The sequence below is a fragment of the Cyanobacterium stanieri LEGE 03274 genome (genome assembly GCF_015207825.1).
GTDB lineage: Bacteria > Cyanobacteriota > Cyanobacteriia > Cyanobacteriales > Cyanobacteriaceae > Cyanobacterium > Cyanobacterium stanieri_B.
Map to the genome: position 1 here is coordinate 1 of NZ_JADEWC010000020.1, position 21,288 is coordinate 21,288.

General features: G+C 37.6%; 21 protein-coding genes. 14 read left to right on the forward strand and 7 right to left on the reverse strand.

Going from position 1 to position 21,288, the window contains the following annotated elements; translation table 11 throughout:
- Positions 1 to 203: 203 nt before the first annotated feature.
- Together IQ215_RS09535 and IQ215_RS09540 are read left to right on the forward strand one after the other, a co-directional pair.
- The gene (locus IQ215_RS09535) at positions 204 to 1,133 is read left to right on the forward strand and encodes a glycosyltransferase (RefSeq protein WP_193801079.1); all 930 of its coding nucleotides are present in this window, start codon (positions 204 to 206) and stop codon (positions 1,131 to 1,133) included.
- 120 nt (positions 1,134 to 1,253) lie between these two features.
- A complete protein-coding gene (locus IQ215_RS09540; protein ID WP_193801080.1) occupies positions 1,254 to 2,900 on the forward strand; it encodes a hypothetical protein in 1,647 nt (548 codons plus the stop codon).
- A 96-nt stretch (positions 2,901 to 2,996) separates the two neighbouring features.
- Here IQ215_RS09540 and IQ215_RS09545 read toward each other — a convergent pair whose 3' ends face one another.
- Complete coding sequence (locus IQ215_RS09545) at positions 2,997 to 3,425, reverse strand: ATP-binding protein (RefSeq protein ID WP_193801081.1); 429 nt, start codon at positions 3,423 to 3,425, stop codon at positions 2,997 to 2,999.
- 305 nt (positions 3,426 to 3,730) lie between these two features.
- Between IQ215_RS09545 and IQ215_RS09550 the strand changes: the two genes are divergently transcribed.
- A complete protein-coding gene (locus IQ215_RS09550; protein WP_193801082.1) occupies positions 3,731 to 4,639 on the forward strand; it encodes an alpha/beta fold hydrolase in 909 nt (302 codons plus the stop codon).
- 41 nt (positions 4,640 to 4,680) lie between these two features.
- Positions 4,681 to 5,922, forward strand: a complete 1,242-nt coding sequence (hisS, locus tag IQ215_RS09555) for a histidine--tRNA ligase (protein ID WP_193801083.1) — start codon at positions 4,681 to 4,683, stop codon at positions 5,920 to 5,922.
- 220 nt (positions 5,923 to 6,142) lie between these two features.
- Here the strand turns inward: hisS and arsJ are convergent, their stop codons facing one another.
- Both arsJ and IQ215_RS09565 read right to left on the reverse strand, forming a co-directional pair.
- Complete coding sequence (gene arsJ / locus IQ215_RS09560; RefSeq protein ID WP_193801084.1) at positions 6,143 to 7,378, reverse strand: organoarsenical effux MFS transporter ArsJ; 1,236 nt, start codon at positions 7,376 to 7,378, stop codon at positions 6,143 to 6,145.
- 304 nt (positions 7,379 to 7,682) lie between these two features.
- On the reverse strand, positions 7,683 to 8,696 hold the full coding sequence (locus IQ215_RS09565; protein ID WP_193801085.1) for an ArsJ-associated glyceraldehyde-3-phosphate dehydrogenase: 1,014 nt from the start codon (positions 8,694 to 8,696) through the stop codon (positions 7,683 to 7,685).
- 299 nt (positions 8,697 to 8,995) lie between these two features.
- On the opposite strand from IQ215_RS09565, the gene IQ215_RS09570 reads away from it, so the two are divergent.
- The 4 genes from IQ215_RS09570 to IQ215_RS09585 all read left to right on the forward strand — a co-directional run bounded on the left by IQ215_RS09570 (position 8,996) and on the right by IQ215_RS09585 (position 13,710).
- Entirely contained in the window at positions 8,996 to 9,547 is a 552-nt protein-coding gene (locus IQ215_RS09570; RefSeq protein ID WP_193801086.1) for a hypothetical protein, read from the forward strand.
- Between the two features lie 155 nt (positions 9,548 to 9,702).
- The gene (locus tag IQ215_RS09575) at positions 9,703 to 10,740 is read left to right on the forward strand and encodes a permease (protein ID WP_193801087.1); all 1,038 of its coding nucleotides are present in this window, start codon (positions 9,703 to 9,705) and stop codon (positions 10,738 to 10,740) included.
- Positions 10,741 to 10,772: 32 nt separating this feature from the next.
- The gene (locus IQ215_RS09580) at positions 10,773 to 11,576 is read left to right on the forward strand and encodes a TIGR03943 family putative permease subunit (RefSeq protein ID WP_193801088.1); all 804 of its coding nucleotides are present in this window, start codon (positions 10,773 to 10,775) and stop codon (positions 11,574 to 11,576) included.
- A gap of 316 nt (positions 11,577 to 11,892) precedes the next feature.
- On the forward strand, positions 11,893 to 13,710 hold the full coding sequence (locus tag IQ215_RS09585; RefSeq protein ID WP_193801089.1) for an ABC transporter ATP-binding protein: 1,818 nt from the start codon (positions 11,893 to 11,895) through the stop codon (positions 13,708 to 13,710).
- On the opposite strand, the gene IQ215_RS09590 is transcribed toward IQ215_RS09585, so the two are convergent.
- Positions 13,707 to 14,528 carry a M48 family metallopeptidase gene (locus IQ215_RS09590; RefSeq protein ID WP_193801090.1) on the reverse strand — a complete coding sequence of 274 codons (822 nt, stop codon included), beginning with the start codon at positions 14,526 to 14,528 and terminating at the stop codon, positions 13,707 to 13,709. The two genes, IQ215_RS09585 and IQ215_RS09590, sit on opposite strands and share 4 nt — an antisense overlap.
- Before the next feature lie 135 nt (positions 14,529 to 14,663).
- On the opposite strand from IQ215_RS09590, the gene IQ215_RS09595 reads away from it, so the two are divergent.
- The 5 genes from IQ215_RS09595 to IQ215_RS09615 all read left to right on the forward strand — a co-directional run bounded on the left by IQ215_RS09595 (position 14,664) and on the right by IQ215_RS09615 (position 18,398).
- Positions 14,664 to 15,314: a class I SAM-dependent methyltransferase gene (locus IQ215_RS09595; protein WP_347239027.1), complete on the forward strand. Its 651-nt coding sequence runs from the start codon at positions 14,664 to 14,666 to the stop codon at positions 15,312 to 15,314.
- Between the two features lie 142 nt (positions 15,315 to 15,456).
- Positions 15,457 to 15,621, forward strand: coding sequence for a hypothetical protein (locus IQ215_RS09600; protein WP_193801092.1), 165 nt, complete (start codon positions 15,457 to 15,459; stop codon positions 15,619 to 15,621).
- Positions 15,622 to 15,719: 98 nt separating this feature from the next.
- Positions 15,720 to 16,985 carry a phosphoribosylamine--glycine ligase gene (purD, locus tag IQ215_RS09605; protein ID WP_193801093.1) on the forward strand — a complete coding sequence of 422 codons (1,266 nt, stop codon included), beginning with the start codon at positions 15,720 to 15,722 and terminating at the stop codon, positions 16,983 to 16,985.
- Between the two features lie 289 nt (positions 16,986 to 17,274).
- A complete protein-coding gene (locus tag IQ215_RS09610; protein WP_193801094.1) occupies positions 17,275 to 18,159 on the forward strand; it encodes an AEC family transporter in 885 nt (294 codons plus the stop codon).
- A gap of 56 nt (positions 18,160 to 18,215) precedes the next feature.
- Positions 18,216 to 18,398, forward strand: a complete 183-nt coding sequence (locus IQ215_RS09615; RefSeq protein ID WP_193801095.1) for a DUF3285 domain-containing protein — start codon at positions 18,216 to 18,218, stop codon at positions 18,396 to 18,398.
- Between the two features lie 117 nt (positions 18,399 to 18,515).
- Here the strand turns inward: IQ215_RS09615 and IQ215_RS09620 are convergent, their stop codons facing one another.
- Entirely contained in the window at positions 18,516 to 19,118 is a 603-nt protein-coding gene (locus tag IQ215_RS09620; protein WP_193801096.1) for a hypothetical protein, read from the reverse strand.
- Between the two features lie 105 nt (positions 19,119 to 19,223).
- A complete protein-coding gene (locus IQ215_RS09625; protein ID WP_193801097.1) occupies positions 19,224 to 19,640 on the reverse strand; it encodes a hypothetical protein in 417 nt (138 codons plus the stop codon).
- A gap of 82 nt (positions 19,641 to 19,722) precedes the next feature.
- Here IQ215_RS09625 and IQ215_RS09630 point away from each other — a divergent pair, with 82 nt between their 5' ends.
- Positions 19,723 to 20,739: a hypothetical protein gene (locus IQ215_RS09630; protein ID WP_193801098.1), complete on the forward strand. Its 1,017-nt coding sequence runs from the start codon at positions 19,723 to 19,725 to the stop codon at positions 20,737 to 20,739.
- A 59-nt stretch (positions 20,740 to 20,798) separates the two neighbouring features.
- Here the strand turns inward: IQ215_RS09630 and IQ215_RS09635 are convergent, their stop codons facing one another.
- Positions 20,799 to 21,233 carry a DUF2996 domain-containing protein gene (locus IQ215_RS09635; protein ID WP_193801099.1) on the reverse strand — a complete coding sequence of 145 codons (435 nt, stop codon included), beginning with the start codon at positions 21,231 to 21,233 and terminating at the stop codon, positions 20,799 to 20,801.
- Between the last annotated feature and the right edge of the window lie 55 nt (positions 21,234 to 21,288).

Below are 21,288 nucleotides of genomic sequence, written 5' to 3' on the forward strand. Positions count from 1 at the left end.
AGTCTGATTTATTGGACTTAAACGCTTGGGGAGATTTGTCCTCTATCTTGGTTGGTGGCAACACCTGCTAGGGTAAGATGAATCACTGAACCAAGAATCCTCCTGCGTTCACGCCGAGGAGTGTCAACTTAACTGTCCTTGAGGAGATATGGTTAGATAAAATCTAGGGTAAAATCATAGGTAATTTATTTTAGGTCAAAAGAGTGTTTTTTAGTATCGTTATTCCTACTTATAATCGTCTGCCAATTTTGCAAAAGTGTTTAAGGGCGCTCGAGCAACAGAATTATGATTCTGATTTGATTGATGGTTATGAAATTGTGGTGGTGGATGATGGTTCTACGGATGATACTATCAGTTGGCTTGAGCAAGAAAAGGCCGAGCTTCCCCATGTTAATCTTTGTTTACAAAATCATCAGGGAGCGGCGATCGCCCGTAACCTAGGCATAGAAAAAGCCCAAGGAGATACCATTATTTTCATCGACAGTGATTTGGTGGTTACTCCCACTTTTCTTGATGCCCATAGTAAAAGTTTAATCAAAGCTCAACAAAAACTAGGACACGATCGCATTTTTACCTACGGAGCCGTAATTAATACCGCCAACTTCGATAATCCTACCTCAGAACCTTATAAAATTACCGATTATTCCGCCGCTTATTTTGCCACAGGTAACGTGGCGATCGCCAAAAAATGGTTAGAAAAAGCAGGAAAATTCGACCCTAACTTTCGTCAATATGGTTGGGAAGACCTAGAATTAGGAGTCAGACTAAAAAAATTAGGACTAAAACTCATCAAAACCCCCCAAGCCGTAGGTTACCATTGGCATCCTCCCTTCAACCTCGAACAAATACCCAAACTCATCGAACAAGAAATCCAACGGGGAAAAATGGGAGTGATATTCTATGAAAAACATCCCACCTATGAAGTAAAAATGATGATTCAAATGACCTGGATTCATCGTCTCCTCTGGGGTATTCTTTCCCTTGGGGGGAGACTTAACGAAAAAACCATGAAACCACTATTACAATGGTTAATCGATCAAGGAAAACCGCAACTAGCCCTCGAAATTGCTCGAATTTTCCTTAACTGGTATAACGTTCAAGGTGTTTATGAAGCATATAACGCTCATAAGTAAAAATACTTAAAATAAGAAAATAAGACTCTTAAATAAGTTTTATCAATATAATACTTTTAGACTAAAAATAACAAACAGTTCATAGAAAATAAAAATAATATAAATGCGGAGGCATAAAAAATGCAAATAGCAATTGGTGCAATTATCGGCATCGTAGTCGGTGTCGTAATTATGTTTTTTGTGGGTAAAGACAAAGTCAACCCAGAAGAAATCGAAAAAGAAAAACAAAAAGCCCTTAAACAAGCCGAACAAGACTTTGAAACTAGAAAACAAGAATTAATCACATCCCTCAGACAAGAATATCAAGCCGAATCGGCTCAAACCATCTCCCTACAAAAAGATACCTATGAGAACCAAATTCAAGCCCTCAACGGCCAAGTTGTTGAACTAGAGGCACAAAATAATCAACTACAAAGCGCCCTCACCGAAGCCCAGGAAGCATCTGCAGATAGTAGCGAATTGGATGAGGCAAAAAGTCAAATTGAATCCCTCGCCGCTCAAGTCGCTCAACTACAAGCCCTAGAGCCTGAAATGGAATCTTTGCGACAGAGAAGTTCTCAACTAGAGGAAGAAAAACAAAACTTAGAACAAAGTTATCAAGCCCACATTGAAGAATTAACCAGTAACTATCAACAAGAATTAGAAAATCAAGTTAAAGCCGTTAGGGAAGAATATGAAAATCAAGAGGAATTACCCGAAACCCAGTTAGACTTGGAAACCGCAGCAATTCCAGGGGATTATATTCAACAACTAGCCGAAGAATATCAATCTGAGGAAGAATCCTCTTTTACTCAAGAAGCCCAAGAAATGGGAGAAGAAATTGTTGAGGATACGGAAGAATCTTTAGCCGATTTTGGCGATAATGTTGAGGAGGTAGCCCAAGATAGTGAAGATTGGATCGGTGAAACCGCCGAAGATGCCCAAGACTCTTTCGATGAGTTGGCTCAAGAAACCGAGCAGGTAGCCCAGGATACTGAGGATTGGATGGGTGAAACCGCCGAAGATGCTCAAGACTCTTTCGATGAGTTGGCTCAAGAAACCGAGCAAGTAGCCCAGGATACTGAGGATTGGATGGGGGAAGTGGTGGAAGATGCCCAAGCCTCTTTCGATGAGTTGGCTCAAGAAACCGAGCAAGTAGCCCAGGATACTGAGGATTGGATGGGGGAAGTTGTGGAAGATGCTCAAGCCTCTTTCGATGAATTTGGAGAAAATGTTTCTGCTACCGTGGAAGGAGTCGCAGAGCAGTTATCGGATGTTATGGACAACATCATGGGTGATGATTCCTCAGAAGAAGAAATATCCGAAGATAGTGGCGATGATTTTGATATTTCCATGTTTGACGATGGAGAATCGGAAGAAGTTGCCACCATTGATATGGGTGATGAACAAATCTTCGGGGAAATTGAAACGGAGTTATCTGATTCTAATGATGATGAGATTCTTGATTTTGAATCCTTTGACATCTCTGATGAGGTTACTACCAACGAGATGAGCAATGACGATCAACTTTCTTTGGATGATGATGAGTTAAATTTCTCTGAATTGTCTATGGATGATGAGAGTTCTTCTTCTGATGAAGATTTTAGCTTAGATTTAGATTTATCTGATGATAATAATGATGAGTTTGATTTAGATGCTTTGGTGGATGATTCTAATGACTCCTCTGATAATGCCCAGATAAATCCTTTTGAGTTAGATAATTCTGATGATAATGATGTTGAAGAATTTGATTTTGATGCTTTACTCGATGATGATGATAATAAATAAGATTCATTTTCGTTAATTTTTCTCTTTGCCACGCTTAGGAAAAAGCGTGGTTTTTTTTGTTTGGGTAAGGTGCGCTGTGATATTTTAAGAAAAGGTCTAATGAGAATGAGTCAAATTTCTTTTAATGATTAGACAATTACGATTGTCGGGGTAGCGCTCATATTTAAGCTCATCGGTAACTTTCTCTAATATTTCGATACCTCTACCCCCGATTTTTAGTTGATCTTCTGCGCTAGTCAATTCTTTGAGGGATAATAAACTGAAAGGATTTCCTTGATCCCAAATTCTGATTAATAAATCGGAAGGATTAATGATAATTTCTATTTCTATGGTGGTTTCTGGAGACAGATTTTTATGGGCATGACGAACCGCATTGGTAAAACCTTCTGCCAAAGCTAACTGACATTCTAGCCAAATTCTTTGATCAATAGATTCTGGTTTTACTTCCTCATATTTCCCTAACACTTCTCCTAAACAGAGTAAGTCGCTAGGTACAACGAAAGATATTTGTTTAACTGCGTTCAATAGTCATTCAATCCTTTATTATTTAACCATTAATGGCTCATTATCCATTACACTACAAAGGGTTGAGTTTTTTCATGATTACTCACTTATCAGTGAATGGTAATAATTTTGACTAATCATAGATGAGAGTTTTATGGAGGAAAATTTTGTTTTTCCTTTGTCTGTACACAAAAAGCCATAAGTTAAAAGCTCATAATTATGATTAGTGGTGTGTTAATTAAAGGTTAGCCTTTAATAATTATGTTTAGTATTTTGATACTGCTATTCTAACTCAAATTGATTTTATTAAGATAATTTTTTAGATTATGTTTACTTTACCTGAGACTAAGTTTTATACTTGGAAAAAATATCAATGTGCTTACACAGAATATAGTTCTGATGATGAGTCACAGTCTTTACCGTTGGTGTTAATTCATCCCATTGGGGTGGGTTTATCGGGTATTTTTTGGCATCGTTTTTTAAAGGCGATTACTGATTGCGATGGTAGTTATAAGGTTTATAATCCTGATTTGCTGGGCTGTGGAGAGAGTGATTTACCTAGAATTGCTTATGATCCAAAAGATTGGGCGATGCAGTTAAATTTTTTCTTAGAAAATGTGGTAAAAAAACCTTGTATTTTAGTTGTTCAAGGGGCTTCTTTCCCTATTTCTGTATATATGGCGGCGGGGGATTTAAAGTGTGATTTAATTAAGGGTTTAATTTTGTCTGGCCCTCCTGCTTGGAATATTATGACTAATGGGGGTAATCTCAAGATTAGCGAAATTGTTTGGAATTTATTTTTTGATTCTTTTGTGGGTTCTTTGTTTTATAAATATGCTCAGAGAAGAAAGTTTATTGAGTCTTTTTCTGTGAAACAATTATTTGCTAGTCCTGATGATGTGGACGATGAATGGTTAAGTATGTTGGAAAAAGGTGCTGTTAATCCTAAAAATCGTTTTGCTGTGTTTTCTTTTTTGGCTGGTTTTTGGCGTAAAAATTATCTTAAGTTATTACAAAAATTGGATCAGAAAATTTTACTTTTGATGGGTGATACTGCTAGTAGTGTTAGTAAAGATGGTTTTAAAGAAAGTCCTGATCAAAGAATAGAATTATACAGTAAAAATATTGCTAATTTAGAGGGTAAAAAAATTAAAGGTCGTAATGTTTTGCCCTATGAGTCAACGGAGGAATTTTTAAACGAAGTGAGACTTTTTGTTGATAATTTTTCGGTTTAATTATTAGGATTTTTTGTAATTATTTTCAGGAATAGATTTTAATGGAACAAGTTCAAGCAATTCGTGGTACTAGGGATATTTTGCCTGATGAGGTGGTTTATTGGCAGTTTTTGGAAAAGACGGCTTTTGAGATCTTGTCTCGGGCTTGTTATCAGGAAATTAGAACGCCTGTTTTTGAGCAAACTTCTTTGTTTGAAAGGGGTATTGGTGAGGCGACAGATGTGGTTGGTAAGGAGATGTACACTTTTACGGATAGGGGCGATCGCACTTTAACCCTACGTCCAGAAGGCACGGCAGGGGCGGTACGAGCTTATATTCAAAATAAGTTGGCTAGTAATGGTATTCAACGATTGTGGTACACCGGGGCGATGTTTAGGTACGAGCGCCCCCAGGCAGGAAGACAAAGACAATTTCATCAAATCGGTTTGGAGTTGTTGGGGGTAAAAGCCCCCCGCGCTGATGTGGAAGTAATTGCGATCGCCACTGACATTTTAAGGGCGTTGGGATTAAAAAATCTCAGTTTACAGCTCAATTCTGTGGGCAATGGGGAAGATAGACAAAAATATCGTGATGCCTTGGTGGCATACCTCACCCCCTATAAAAATGATTTAGATCAAGACTCCCAAGAGCGCCTAGAACGTAATCCCCTGCGCATTTTAGATAGTAAGGACAAGAAAACCCAAAAGATTGCGGAAAATGCCCCCTCTATTTTGGACTATCTTGGCACAGAATCTAAGGCACATTTTGACCAAGTTTGTCAACTCCTAAACGATTTAAATATTACCTATCACCTTAATCCTCGTTTGGTGAGGGGGCTTGATTATTACACCGATACCGCCTTTGAAATTCAATCCGCCGATTTAGGGGCTCAGGCAACGGTATGCGGAGGAGGAAGATATGATGGTTTAGTGTCTCAATTGGGGGGCGGTGATACCCCTGCCATTGGTTGGGCCATGGGCATGGAGCGTTTAATTCTTTTGCTCAAGGAATTACAACCCCTTTCTACTTCTAGCCCTGATATTTATTTTGTATCTAGGGGAGAAAAGGCCGAAAATAAAGCCCTTATCATTGCCCAAGATTTACGACAAAAGGGTTATAAAGTTGAGCTTGATTTGACAGGTAGTAATTTTGGTAAACAGTTTAAAAGGGGCGATCGCACGGGTGCTAAAATTTGTTTAGTCTTAGGAGATAGTGAAGTAGAAAACAACACCATTCAACTAAAATATCTCGACACGGGCAAACAAGAAACCCTTTCAATAAATGAAATAGAGAGTAAACTTTAATAAATTAATCTCAGTTCGGGATAACGGGTTATGGGTAGCACAAGTATGGGGGTGTAGGTTAGGGGTGTGATGTTATTCAATTGTAGTCTGACACCAAATCCGATTTGTCGGGTTTATTATTATCCACCCTGTAACAATTGATCGTAAACAATTATTATCTTTTGCTTGTTCCCCATTCCCTGACAACTCCAGAAAATTTTATCCCGAACTCAGATTAACATTAATGTCCACTTTCCAACTTGGTTTGGAGTTTTTGGGGAGATGGTAACTTGAAGGAAACCAGGGCGGCGATGAGGACAAAAAAGCTAGAAATCCATAAACAGCCCACAATGCCAAAGAGTTGATAACAGATACCAGATGTAATAGTGCCTAATAATCTTCCCCCTGAGTTGGCCATGTAATAAAAGCCGACATTTAAGGCCACGTCATTATCTTCGGTGTAAGCTAAGACGAGATAAGAATGGACGGCGGAATTGAAAGCGAAGACGATACCAAAGATGATTAAACCCCCTGTAATTACCCATTGCGGATCTAATCCTGCCATGAAGCTAAGGGCGATCGCCACTGGTACAATAGTTAAAATTGAAGTCCAAATCTGAATAGTCTTGGCTTGAGGCGCGGTACTTTTTTTATTTTGTCCGAGGATAGCAGGGGAAAAAGACTGAATGAAACCATAACCAATCACCCAACAAGCCATATAACTACCCACCTGAATAAAAGTCCAATTCAACTCGCTTTGGAAAAATACAGGTAATGCCACCACAAACCATATATCCCTAGCACCAAAGAGGAAAAATCTGGCAAGGGATAAGATATTAATAGCTTTACTCTTGGAAAATAGCTGTTTAAATTTAACTTTAGCTTTGATTTTACCCATATTTTTAGGCAACAATCGACCTGTCAAAAAGATGATAAATAATACCCCTGCCTGAATAAATAAAGCATTGGTAAATCCTGTTAATTCTAATAATGCTGCCCCCACAAAAAACCCTAAACCTTTGAGGGCATTTTTTGAACCCGTGAGAATGGCAACCCATTTAAATAACTTCGATTCCGCTTCCTTTGGTACTACCAAACGTACAGCACTTTTTGAACTCATCTTGGTTAAATCTTTGGCAACCCCTGAAAAAGCCTGAGATGTCATGACGTATAACACCTGAAACCATACCGCCCATGCTGGGTTAAGAAAACCAAGCATCACTAAGGCAAAAATTTGTAACCCAATGCCTCCATAGAGGGTTAATCGTAAGCCGAATTGTGAACCAATCCAACCTCCCAAAAAGTTGGTAACTACTCCAAAAATTTCGTAAAAGAGGAACAAGAAGGCGATTTCAATGGGGCTATAACCTAGTTTGTTGAAGTGTAGTAATACGAGCATTCTTAATGCCCCATCGGTGATGGTATAACCCCAATAGGCGGCGGTAACTAAGCAATAATTTCTTAAGTTTTTGTCCATTTTTTTATAGATGTAGTGATTTTTGATCCCCCCTAACACCTCTTAATTAGGGCAGGGAACGGGGAACGGGGAATAGGGAACAGTTTTCCATGGTTTATGGTTATAAATTGATAATCTAAACATTTTTAACTACTTCTTAATTTCAAAATTATTACAACGCTATATTCGTTTGCCAGTATATGTTTCATAGTGTTTGTCTCCCTACTTTGAATCACCCCTGCCAAACCCCCTTTAATAAGTGAGGAATATAATTATTTTTTGGTAATAGTTGGAGAATTATGAATAAATAACATTCCCCATTCCCTCAATTAATTGATTGAGCGATTTTGGCGACTAATTCTGCCATGCGGTTGGAGTAACCCCATTCGTTGTCATACCAGGCGAGGATTTTTACTTGGGTATTGTCAATTACCATGGTGGAAGGGGCATCAACAATGGATGAGCGAGGATCATCTTTATAATCGATGGAGACGAGGGGGCGTTCTTCATAACCGAGGATGCCTTGGAGGGGGGCTGTGTTTGTTGCTTCTTTAAGCAGTTGGTTAACTTCTGCCACGGTGGTTGGACGATTTACCTCAAAAACGCAGTCGGTAAGGGAAGCGTTGAGCATGGGGACTCTGACGGCAACTCCGTTAAGTTTTCCTTTTAGTTCTGGGTAAATAAGGGCGATCGCACTGGCTGATCCTGTGGTCGTTGGTACAAGGGATTGCAAACAAGATCTCGCCCTTCTCAAGTCTTTGTGGGGGGCATCGACGACAATTTGCGTGTTAGTCACATCATGGATGGTAGTAATAACCCCGTGTTTGATACCCAAACCTTCCTGAATTACCTTCACCACAGGGGCTAAGCAATTGGTGGTACAAGAGGCAGCAGTTAAAATATGGTGTTTTTGAGGGTCATATAAATGATCATTGACTCCCATGACAATATTTAAAGCGTCTTCTTTTACAGGCGCTGCTACTACGACTTTTTTTACGCCACATTCAAAGTAGGGATTGAGGGTTTCGGGGGTGCGAAATTTTCCAGAACTTTCGATGACAATATCCACCCCATAATCTGCCCATGGCACTTGTTGGGGGGTAGCATATTCACTAAATGTGATCTCTTTTTCTTCGATGACTAATTTATTGTCTTTTATTTCAACGTTTTTATCCCATTTACCATGGACGGAGTCAAATTCTAGTAAGTGGCCAGCGCACTCTACTCCCCCTTTAATTTCGTTGATATGAACAAATTCAATGGCTGGATTATGCCATCCTGCCCGTAAGGATAATCTACCAATACGACCAAAACCATTTATTCCTATTTTGATGGGCATAGTGTTTTATATAACAAAAAAAATTGGTTTATAATTCAATTTTTATCATAGCATCAAAAAAACTTGGTTTCACTTAAAAATAAAATAAAAATTTGAAATCAACATATAGAAGCTCAACAAGCTATAAAAACATATAATCTTGGTGATATTTTGCGAAAAAAAATAAATAAAAACTAGATAATCGTACCAATTTTTATTGTATTGATGTCATCACGTTAAGTCAGACATCATCAATTTAACTGAATCATTGAACAAAATTGCTATATAATCTGCTCATATTTATGGAATAAGATATTGTTATGAAATTAATATCAAAACTCTCTCGGTTAGTCAGTCAATATCGTTTCTTTATCTTGTTGACTGTCTTAATACCTCTAATAATCAGTAATCCCTTATGGAGTCGGGATGCTCAGGCTCAAACCAGTGATAAACTGATCGGACAATGGCGATCGCACGTACAATTTATTACAGGGGGATTCGCAGAAGTAAAAGACCTAGAATTTATGTATAGCTTTAATCTAGGCGGTACAATGACAGAATCATCAAACTATGATGGAGCGCCCCCCGTGCCTCCTGCTTACGGCATTTGGCGACAACTAGATGAGAACGAATTTCAAGCCAAATACGAATATTACGCAACTCAACCCCCAGAAAACGCCACCATGGATGATGTTTGGGGCGGTTGGATTCCTTCTACTAGGGGAGTCTTAACCGAAAATATCACCCTTAACGATGACGGAAAATCCTTTATCTCCACCATAACCTATGAAGCCTTTGACAAAGATAATAATCTTGTGGTTGACGGGGGTGGCATTGCCACGGGAAAAGGTATGAAACTAGCCTTTGATTAAACTTTAGTCTTAACCAGAAATAACCATGTCTGAGTATGGTTAATTATTCACGATCAATGGTTTATGGGGTAAGATTATAACGATAAAGTGTGAACTGTGAACCTTTGAGCGACTTTTAAGGTCAAAAAAAAGATGCACAGGATAAAATAAACCCCATGGATCATCAGATATATAGTGCTTTAACCTTATTTATAAGTCTGTTAGTAGAGGCGATGCCCTTTTTATTATTTGGGGTATTACTTTCTAGTAGCTTAATTGTTTTTCTCGATGAGGGTAAATTAATCGAGTTACTGCCATCTAATCCCATTTTAGGGGCTTTTATCGGTAGTTTTTTTGGCTTTTGTTTTCCCGTGTGCGAATGTGGTAATATCCCCGTGGCTAGACGTTTTCTTTTACAGGGTTTACCAACTTCAGTGGCCATCTCTTTTTTATTGGCCGCTCCCACCATCAATCCTGTGGTATTATGGTCAACCTATGTAGCTTTTAGGGGGCAACCCGAAATTTTTTGGTTGAGAATTATTTTTTCCTTAACCATTGCCATTGTATTGGGTTGTTTATTCAGTTTACAAAAAGATTGTCGTCCTTTATTAAAACCTTCCCTTGCTAAAAGGTTAACGGTGTTGTTAGAAGCCAAAACCCAAGCTAAAAATAAGCCCATTAACGCCATGGCTAATAACTATAGTTTATTACAGTCAGGAAGTTTTATTTTAGGGCAACCCGGGCAGGTAATCAAAATGGATGATGATTTGTTAAAAGCCCAAGAGAAAAAACAAAAAAAGGAAGCCCTAGGGCGCAAATTTAATCTTTTTATTGAAAATGTTACCCAAGAGTTACGGGATTTAGGGGGTGTATTGATTTTGGGAAGTGCGATCGCCTCTTGTATCCAAGTATTTATACCTAGAGAAATCATTCTGAATATTGGACAAGACACCGTAACATCAATTATTGCCATGATGGTATTAGCTTCGGTGGTGTCAATTTGTTCTACCGTTGATTCATTTTTTGTCCTTTCCTTTTCCTCCACTTTTACCACCGCTTCCCTAGTCGCATTTTTAGTTTTTGGCCCCATGATTGATATTAAAGCCATGGGCCTAATGTTATCAATTTTCAAGCCTCGAATGATTTTTTACTTAATGGTAATTATTGCCCAATTTACCTTTATTTTTACCCTTTCCTATAGTTATTTTTTCTAGTGAAATTATTAATTATATATTAAAACTCCATAATGAAGACTATTAAGAAAAACCTATTATTTTTTCCGCTACTAGACCTTTCAGCCTTCTTCTTTTGGGGGTTATTATTGTTTAAATATTGGGCAACAGGGGAATTAAATCGATTAATTCATCCCAATTACTTCCTATTAGTTTTCATTGCCAGTATTGTTTTATTAATTATTTCAGCACTCAAAGTCTTACAAATTTATCTAAGATATTATCGCCGTAAGACTTATATGAGAAGTGATAATCAAAACTCTATCCTATTATTACCCAAAGGGTGGGGTAGTTCTATTTTAATCATCGTTGCCGTATTTGGCTTAGTAACTGAACCCATGATTTTAAATAGTCAAAGTGCCATGCAACGAGGGCTTGTGGATTCTTTACCCCCTGTCACCCTACAACTTCAATCTTTTGGAGCAGGAACAAAACCAGAAGAAAGAACTATCATTGAATGGGTACGTACCCTACACGTATATCCCGAACCTGATACCTACAAAGGGCAAAAAGCTGATGTCACAGGATTTGTGGTGCATTTAGACTCCCTCCCCGAAGATTATGTTTATTTATCTCGTTTTATAATCACCTGTTGTGCCGTGGATGCTTATCCTGTGGGTATTCCTGTTAAGCTACCTGAGTCGAGGGAAAATTATCCCCCTGATACTTGGTTAAGGGTAGAAGGAGAAATGATGACTCAAACCTTACCTCCCTTGGCTACAACCATTACGAATACTCAAAGAGAAGTAAGACACTTAGTTTTAAATGCTTCGGATGTAGAAGTCGTTCCCACCCCTGATGACCCCTATGGATATTAACATAGGTTTTAGGTTTAAAACACAATCAGCCTTTGTTAGTGGGTCACTGGGATACAATCTATATGTAACAAATTTTCTGAAGTTCATATAAAAATAAGGGTTTTGCAAATTCCTTCACGTAACACCTTTACAACACTATCAATTTTATCCCGAACTCAGATTAATTATTTTTTAGCTTAAAAAAGATCTTTTTTTTGTATTTTGACTGGGGTATTATGCCCACAATTATGATATTTTCAACGTCTTATTTATGAAAGTTCATTTTAAATAAACATCAATTTTAATCAACCTATTAACATAATAAAAACAAAAGAAAATGGCATCATTTAAAGACTTAATCGGCTATTACGATAAGTATAAAATAACAGTATTTTTGAGTATAGGGGCATCAGGACTATTTGAAATAATTGATTTAGCTGTTCCCTATTTAATAGGTCAAATTTTAAACGTATTATCAGGTAATAAAATTGATCTTTTCTTAGAAAATATTATAATATCCATTGCTAATTTTTTAAATTTAAATAATGACCCCCAAACCATTAATTTAATCATTTTATGTAGTTTGATTTTTATCATTACCGTAGCCAGAGCACCCATACAACCTTGGATTGGTTCTTGGTATCATTGGGAAATTACATTAAAATCAAGGAGAGATTATTCTCAAAAAGTCATTGAAAAAATTCTTACTTTGCCCCTCGGATTTTATGACGAAAATAACCCTGGGAGAATAGCAGGAAGAATCGCTAGGGGAATTTCTAATCATACTTGGACATATCCAGAAATTTCAGGGCAATTTATTCCTAAATTAATTAGGGTATTAGGTATTTTTGTGGTAATCCTTCTCATAGAAAAATGGTTAGCTTTCGGTTTTATTATCTCTTTTTTCCTAATTTTAATGCTTACCTTTTTTCACCTGAAAAAATTAATTATTCAAGAGCAAAGATTAGATGCCCATCAAGAAAATACAGAGAGTAGGACATCAGAAATTATTACTAACATAAAAACTGTTAAGGCTTTTGCCACAGAATCAAGGGAATTAGCAAGGCAAAATAAGCGCTTTAACCGTGAATATCAAGTGGTTATCAATCGAATTCATTTAGGTTATGTAAAATTAGCCACGTGGAATCGCACAGTCGTGCAACTTTCATTGTTTTTGGTTTTTTTGGGGGTATTAATTCCCACTTTTCGAGGGGAAATGTCTTTGGGGCATTTTATTACCACTTATACCCTTGCTAGTATGGCATATGCGGAGTTAGAACCTTTAAGCAATTTAGCGGAGGTGTTTGCGCGTCGTTATGCTTCTATGATTCGTTTCCATGAGTTTATGAATTTACCGGCGGGGCAAGATGCTTCTAGTTTAATTCCTGAATATTTACCCAAAAACCCTTATCAATTTACGGGAAAATTAGAGTTTAAAAATGTTTCTTTTGGTTATCATCGTGATAATTTGGTGTTAAATAATATTGATTTTAAGGTTGAGCCTTATCAAACGGTGGCTTTGGTGGGACGTTCAGGCTCTGGTAAATCTACTCTGGTTAAGCTCTTATTTCGCTATTTTGACCCCTTGGACGGAAAAATTCTCTTGGATGGTCAAAATATTAAAACCTTTGATATTAGCCGTTATCGTCGCCGTATGGCTATTGTACATCAAGAGGTGGATATGTTTAATGGTAGTATCGTGGATAATTTGACCTATGGTAATCCTGATGTTAGTTTAGCAGAACTTAAACAGGCTTGTGCGATCGCCCGTGTGGATGATTTTATTCAAAAATTACCCGATAAATATAATACCATTGTGGGAGAAAGGGGGGTTAGATTATCGGGGGGGCAAAGACAACGGTTAGGCATTGCCAGGGCGTTAATTGTCAATCCTGATATATTAATATTTGACGAAGCCACTTCCAGCCTTGACTATGAGTCAGAGAGAGAAATTCAATTGGCGATGAAATCCATTTTTGGCACTCGCACCACCATCATTATTGCCCATCGTCTAAGCACGGTTAGGGAAGCTGATAAAATTATTGTGCTTGATAACGGTAGCATTGCGGAGGTAGGTAACCATGAGCAATTACTTAGTCAAGGGGGTATCTATCACCGCTTACATTCTCTCCAAGAAAGTGGCGATTTGTATTAACGGGGGGAAAGGGGGCGAATATTGTTGCGATATTGGGCTTCATCTAAGCCAAATCCTTGGTTAGCTGCTGCGGGGGGAATTTGTCTGTTAAGGGCGATAACTCTTTCTCCTGCCCCGGGGTGGGTGCTAAGAATGTTTGCCCTGCCTCCCCTATCAAGTTTTTGCATAAAGTCTGGCATGGCTTTGGGGGCGTATCCGGCTTGGGTGATGATGTCTAATCCGAGGGTATCGGCTTCTAATTCGTCTTGACGGCTATTGGGCAAACTGACGGCGGCGGCTACTCCTAGTTGTACTATTTGGGCGTTACCTAATCCTGCGGCGCTCAATAATCCTTGGGTTACGGCTTGTTGACGGATTTGTTTTTGGGAGTGTTTGGCGACGACATGGCCGATTTCATGGCCGATAACACTGGCTAATTCTGCTTCGTTGGAGGCGGTGCGGATTAATCCTGTGTTGATATAGACAAAACCGCCCATGGTGGCAAAGGCGTTAATTTGGTCATTTTCTACCACTGTAAAAGTATAGGGCAAGTTGGGGCGATCGCTCACGGTAACTAATCTTTGTCCGATATTATTAACATAGCGATTGACGTTTTGATTACGATAAACTTTTACTCTACCGCTGTTAATAAGTTGTTGGCGCATTTGTTTACCATATTCTACTTCTTGATTGTCGGAGATATTATTGATTTGGATTACTTGGATTCCCCGTAAAAATAGTTCTCCCCAAGGAAGGGCATGGCTAACGGTAATGTTGTTAAAAATAACGGTGAGGGCAACGGTAATGGAAAGGAATATATGAAAAAAAGGACGTTTCATAACTTTGTGGAGAAAGAAATTTATGGTATGCTTTTGACTTATAAGAAGTAAGCCTATGGTTTTAGACGCTATATCATGCCCATTTGTTTCATTGGCTGGGGCTTTTTGACCTAATACTTAATATTTACCCCTATGATCGATCGCACTTTAGAACCAGAAGTAATGGACAATGAGGAGGAAGCCATGGAGTATGATGCCATGGATTTTAAGGAGGTTAACCGAGATTTTGCCCTCTTAGTCAGTGAGATAACCCCTCAAAATAGTTTAATTCTTGATTTAGGCACGGGAACTGCTAGGATACCAATTATATTTTCACAAATGCGTCCCGATTGTCAAATAAGGGCGATCGATTTAGCCCCCTCCATGTTAAAAATAGCTCAAAAAAATATTGATTTAGCCAGAAAAAATTCACAGATAAAACTAGAATTAGCAGATAGTAAAAAACTCAACTATGAAGATAACAGTTTCGATGTTGTCATGTCCAATAGTTTAGTCCACCACATACCAAACCCCTTTGATTTATTTCAAGAAATTGATCGAGTAGTTAAACCAGAAGGTAAAGTAATTATTAGGGACTTATTACGGCCAACATCCTCCCAAGAAGTGATAGACATCGTCGCCCAAGCCAACCTAGACTATAGCCCCAGACAAAAACAACTATTCCAAGACTCCCTCCATGCCTCCTTGACCATTGAGGAAGTAAAAACAATCATCCATAAGCTACAATGGCAAAAAGTAAATATTTATCAATCCTCAAACCGACATTGGACATTGGAAAAAAATTAGGAAACCTTACCATAATAGTAATCGTCAATAATTAAGTAAAAACCGTAAAATTTTTCTAACTAAATCCATCCATAGAGATGATATTTTTTGCCCCAATAAATAACCAATCTTTTCTAGTTTGCAACCGTGAGGAAATATAACGATGTGGAATAAATATACAAAAACCATTGGTTCATTAGCACTATTAATCGCCCTTGCCTATCCCACTTACGATATTATGAGGGATTTTGCTAATCAAAGGGATGGAAGGATGCAATCAACCAGTTATGAATTTTCCCGTTATCTCAGAGACAGGGGAATTATTTAAAACAGCCATATAACTCCACTTTTTCATCAACCCCTAATAATTGCCAAACCTGCTAAAATTAAGCCTTGTATGTAGATGAGTGCAAGGAAAAAAAGAACGTGAAAGCATTAGTAGTTGGTAACGGTGGCAGAGAACACGCTTTAGCATGGAAACTGTTACAATCTCCGCAGGTAGAGAAGGTGTTTTGTTGCCCTGGAAATGGAGGCACTGCCACTCTCAATAATTGTGAAAATATAGCCATTGCGGTGGATGATTTTCCATCTTTGGTAGATTTTATCAAACAGGAGGCGGTAGATTTGGTGGTAGTGGGGCCAGAATTACCTCTATCATTGGGAATTACCGACTATTTAAGGGAGCATAATATTAAAGTTTTTGGCCCTGATAAGGCGGGGGCAACCATCGAGGCGAGTAAGTCTTGGGCAAAGGATTTGATGGTTAAAGCTAATGTACCTACAGCAAAATCCGCTACTTTTACCGATGGAGAAGAGGCGAAAAAATATATTCAACAACAGGGCGCACCCATTGTGGTTAAAGCCGATGGTTTGGCGGCAGGGAAAGGGGTTGTGGTAGCTATGACCCTGGATGAAGCCTTAGGGGCGATCGATGAACTTTTTGCCCAAAAGTTTTCCACAGTGGTGGTAGAGGAGTTTTTAAGGGGTCAGGAAGTATCTGTTTTAGCCCTTACCGATGGGGTGACAATTCGTCCTCTAATCGCCGCCCAAGATCATAAACAGGTGGGGGAAGGAGATACGGGGGCAAATACGGGGGGTATGGGTGCTTATGCCCCTACTCCTTTGGTAAGTGAGGTATTGGGCGATCGCATTTACAGGGAAATTTTAGAACCTACCCTCAAAGCATTACAGGATAAAGGTATTGACTATCGGGGGGTATTGTATGCGGGGTTGATGATTACCCCGGAGGGTGAGCCGAAAACCCTTGAATTTAACTGCCGTTTTGGCGATCCTGAAACTCAGGTGGTGTTACCGATGCTCAAAACCCCTTTATTTGATTTACTTTTGGCTTGTGCAGAACAGAATTTGGCTTCTTTCCCTCCCCTTGAGTGGCACGAAGGTAGTGCGGTGTGTGTGGTGGGGGCTTCTGCTGGTTATCCTGGTAGTTATGAAAAGGGTAAGGAAATTTCTGGCATATCTGAGGCTGAAAAAATGGGGGCAACGGTATTCCATGCAGGAACAAAGTTAGTGGATAATCTTCTTGTAACCGATGGGGGTAGAGTTTTGGGGGTGACTGCCATGGCTGATGATTTCCAAGGTGCGATCGCACAGGCTTACCAAGCCATAGATAAAATCTCTTTTGAGGGTATTTATTTCCGCCGTGACATTGGACATCGCATCATGAAAAAGTAAATTCAGCGCCCCCTACCTCATTTGGGGATAATGGGAGATGGGGGAGTATGGGAGTATGGTTGATAATAGTTCAATTTATTGAACGATAAATTGTTAGCCTTGTAATTCATTGCAAGGCAAGGAATAATTTATTTTCTAAATCGGATTTGGTATTAGGTGCTAGGTCGTAATTTATTAACTGTCAATTGTCAATTGTTTACAAGACTATAAATTTTATCCCGAACTCAGATTAATTAACTTTGAAATTTATCATAGGGGCAAGATAAGCTAAAAGAAAAAATTTGATTTTATGAACGTTATTTTGTCAGCGGTTTTACCTGTAGGTTTAATAATTGTTATTGGTTATATCGCAGGGCAAAAGTTAAATTTAGATCAAGCTAGTCTTTGTCAATTAAGTATTTATATTCTTGCCCCTGCCATTGTCGCCGATAGTCTATATCGTAATACGGTGTCTGGGAGGAGTGTTTTATTAATCATTTTTGGTTATGGGTTAATTTCCCTTGTCATCTATGGTTTAATTTGGTTATTTGCCCTCATATTGCAGGTTGAGAAGGATAATCGACAAAGTATTTTTGCGGTGATTCTTTGTCCAAATAATGGCAACATGGGTTTACCCATCACTACCTTTGCCTTGGGTGATGAAGGTTTAGATAGGGCGATTATTTATATGATTGGCTCGAGTATTTTTCTATTTGGGATGCTTCCTGCTATTTTGAGTAATCGGGGTTGGAAAAAGGGAGTTACTCTAACCTTAAAACTTCCTTTGATTTGGGCAATGATTTTCGGCGCCATGCTTAATTTTACAGGGGTTGAATTACCTTTTAATTTAGGTAGAAGTATGGAGTTATTGGGAATTTCCGCTATTCCCATTGCTTTGATTATTTTGGGTATGCAATTAGCACAAAGTAAATTTGTTTTGAGTGGGCGCGAATGTTTGTTGGCGGTGGTAAAATTGGGGGTTGCCCCTGCGATCGCCCTTGGAATTGGACATATAATTGGGTTAGAGGGTATAGATTTAAAAGTATTAGTGCTACAAACCGCCATGCCAACGGCCGTTAATACCCTAGTGATGGTAAAAGAATTTGGAGGTAATGCCACCATTGTGGCTCAAACCATTATCATTTCTACGGTGATGAGTTTTATTACTTTACCCCTTGTTATCTGGCTAATCTAGGAAGTCCCAAATTTGTTAAGCTAAAACAGAAATATTATTTTAATTGTTATATCAAAATGACTAATTCTAGCCCTGAATCGGTAAACAACGCCCCTGAGAATGTAGAGGAAAAACCTAGTTATGTTAAATTAGCCATGCGCAACATGGTTAATAAAGGCGGTTTGTCTTTGAAACACTTCTTTTTGACAACCGTTGGTTTATTAGCCTTTTTGATAGGAATTTCCTATTTAACTAGATAATTATCAGAGTAATGATTAATGGGTGTTAGGTTTTTTCAGATCAACACCCCATTACTCATCTTATACCAAATCCTTTGCTGACAATAATCCTTAAAAATTGATATTTATAATCAATGGTTAGTATATTTGACCCCTATAGGTTCGGGGTTTTTTTCTCATCCTACCATTAGCCTGATTATTTCCTTCTTTTTCGTCATTGGTAAAAGCAACGCCCCTATATGCCTTATAATTTTGAGAGGATGTTTGAGGAAGGCTATCTTCTGTAATGACGGGGGGAGTTTTATCACGGGTACTAATATTCCATTGAATATCCTTTTCTTTTTCTACGATACTAATATTTCTAGGGGCTTTTTCCTTGTTAATATTGTTAGTATTTTTTTTGCCCAAAGTACGAGAATTATCACCCCAAGAATTTGTACCATTGCCAGTTGAGGGATTGTTATCTATATTATTTACTTCCCGAGAAACAGATGATTTATTTTTTACCTCTAGTTTTTCTTCTGCCCATACTGTATAAGAAAAATTGGTTTCAGTGACAAAACTTTGTTTTCCTTTACTTAAAGATTCAGCGGAAAGAATAAGGGCTTTTTCTCTAAACTTTTTAGGGACATCGGATTGTCTGAGGAAACATTTACCAAAACAATTTATTTTTAGACCTTTTTGTATTTCTTCTGATTTTACTCCGTAGGTTTGTAAATGTTCTAAGGACAGTATTTCCATAACTCTATTTTTTACTTACACTGAGGGTTTAATTAAATAATTGCTGTTATTGTTGATTCTATAGTAGGGGATGAAATTCAGTTTTGATGTAAAATAGCTTACATTTTAAGTTATTTGATAGGCAAAATATTCTTCTTTTCCTTCTTCTTTAGATTTGTGTAATAATCTCCAAGTTTCGCCTTTTTTTCTTCTCTGTATATCTATTTGAAATTTATTTTTAATGGTTTTTGTTTTATTATTATTTAGTTTAAGTTTTATTTGATAGATCCCTTCTAGGTGATACACTGGTAAATTATAAATTATCTTTGGTTTTATTTGTTTAACATCTATTTTACTAATCTCAAATGTAGCTGGTTTTTTGTCTAATTGATGCCCTAAATTGTCATAACTTGATTGGAGAGTAAATGCGATCGCCCTTTCTACCACCGCAGGGGGTGGAGCAAATTCTAGGGGGGCAGAAACGGTGGTACAACCCACACAGATAAAAAATAATGATAAATTAAGAATAAGAAGTTTAATCATTTGTTTCATATCTTAGCTGAATACCCCTAAAATTAGATTATTATCTACTTTAAAAAATACTTTATTTATACTAACAACCTTTATGGATAATCAAGAGCCAGAAACAAAACCATCTGATATTGACCAAAAAGAAGTTATTATCAATCTCAAAAAAACCATTAAAAAGTTACAATTAACCCTAGATAAAGTCAATCAATCAGAAATTGAGGAGTTTCCCACAGCAGAAATTACTGACAATTTTATTAATTCTAGTAACAATTTAATTAATAATATTAAACTAGCTCCCCGTTTTAAGGTTAAAAATGACCCTGATAGTATATCAGAAAACCTTACTAATTCTGCTAATGTTCCCCTTCCTCAACCAAAAAAACTTCCCTTTAATTTACGTTTAGGGGCGATCGCCCTTACTTCAATTATAATTATCGTTGGTATATGCTGGGCATTAATTAACCCCATCCCAAACCCAAATAAAAATCAAGACAACACAACCATTGTCGCCATCGAAACCCCCGCTGATACAACGGATTTTCCAGAAACAAAAACCCCCTCCAACCAACCCAAAGAAGAAACAAATAATCTCACCAACTCAGATATAAATAATCAAAATTCATCCACCAATCCCCCCAATGATGAACCAAAAATAGACATATCCACCGATAAACTTCCCACCCTAGAAAAAACCACTCCAGAAAATACATCTTTGCCCACGGATGAAATACCCATAGAAGAAGAGAAAAAAGAAATACCAATTCCCGATAAAGAAGTAGAAATAATTATCGAACAAAAACCAGTAACAGCCCTTACTATTGAACAAACATTATATGATAATATTCAAGAGCAAATAGATAAAATTACCGATCAATATGGTAAAAATTTAATCATTAACTTAAGAGCTAATTTTAGTAATAATTATTTATTAATTACCCTTACTCAAACTTGGTATAACATGGATAATAATGAACAAGATAACTTTGTTAATGATGTTTACAACATCGGGAAACTTCTCTATTTTAACCGCATCGAATTTCAAGATAGCCAAGAAAACTTAGTCGCTAGAAATGCTGTCATAGGTGACAAAATTATCATTACCCAAAGATAACTTTGAATAATAAAAAAGGGGATTAAACCCCCCATGTATAAACTATTTAAAAATGTTAACTAATTTCCGGAAAGCCACTTTTGACCATTTAACCGTTGTAAAGTATATAAAACCAAAAGATCTAAATTAACACGACGCTCATCAATCATAAAAGATTCGAGGGTACTAGGTTTTTCACTATTCAGTGTACAAGTAAAGGCTTTTTGTCCTTTAATATCCTCATCAATAAAGTAAATAGCAAAAGTGCGATCGCACCATTGCCCCTTCAATTGCCAACACTCAGGGTTACCTTCCAAACCAAGTACAGGAATCTTATCTTTTTTGAGGGCTAATTCAATATCTTCGATGCCCTTTTGAGCAAAAGCATCCTTCAAAGAAGGGGTAAAATGCTCCTCCATAAACTCGGTAAAAGGTTTATCCTCTATGGCGGGGGGTTTTTCCTTTTTTTTCGCAGGGGGTTTCTTAGCCGCAGTTGTCTTATTTTCTTCTGTCATAGATTTATTTTAAATGGCTATTTTATAACAAGTATAATATAAGCTCAAAAAAGCA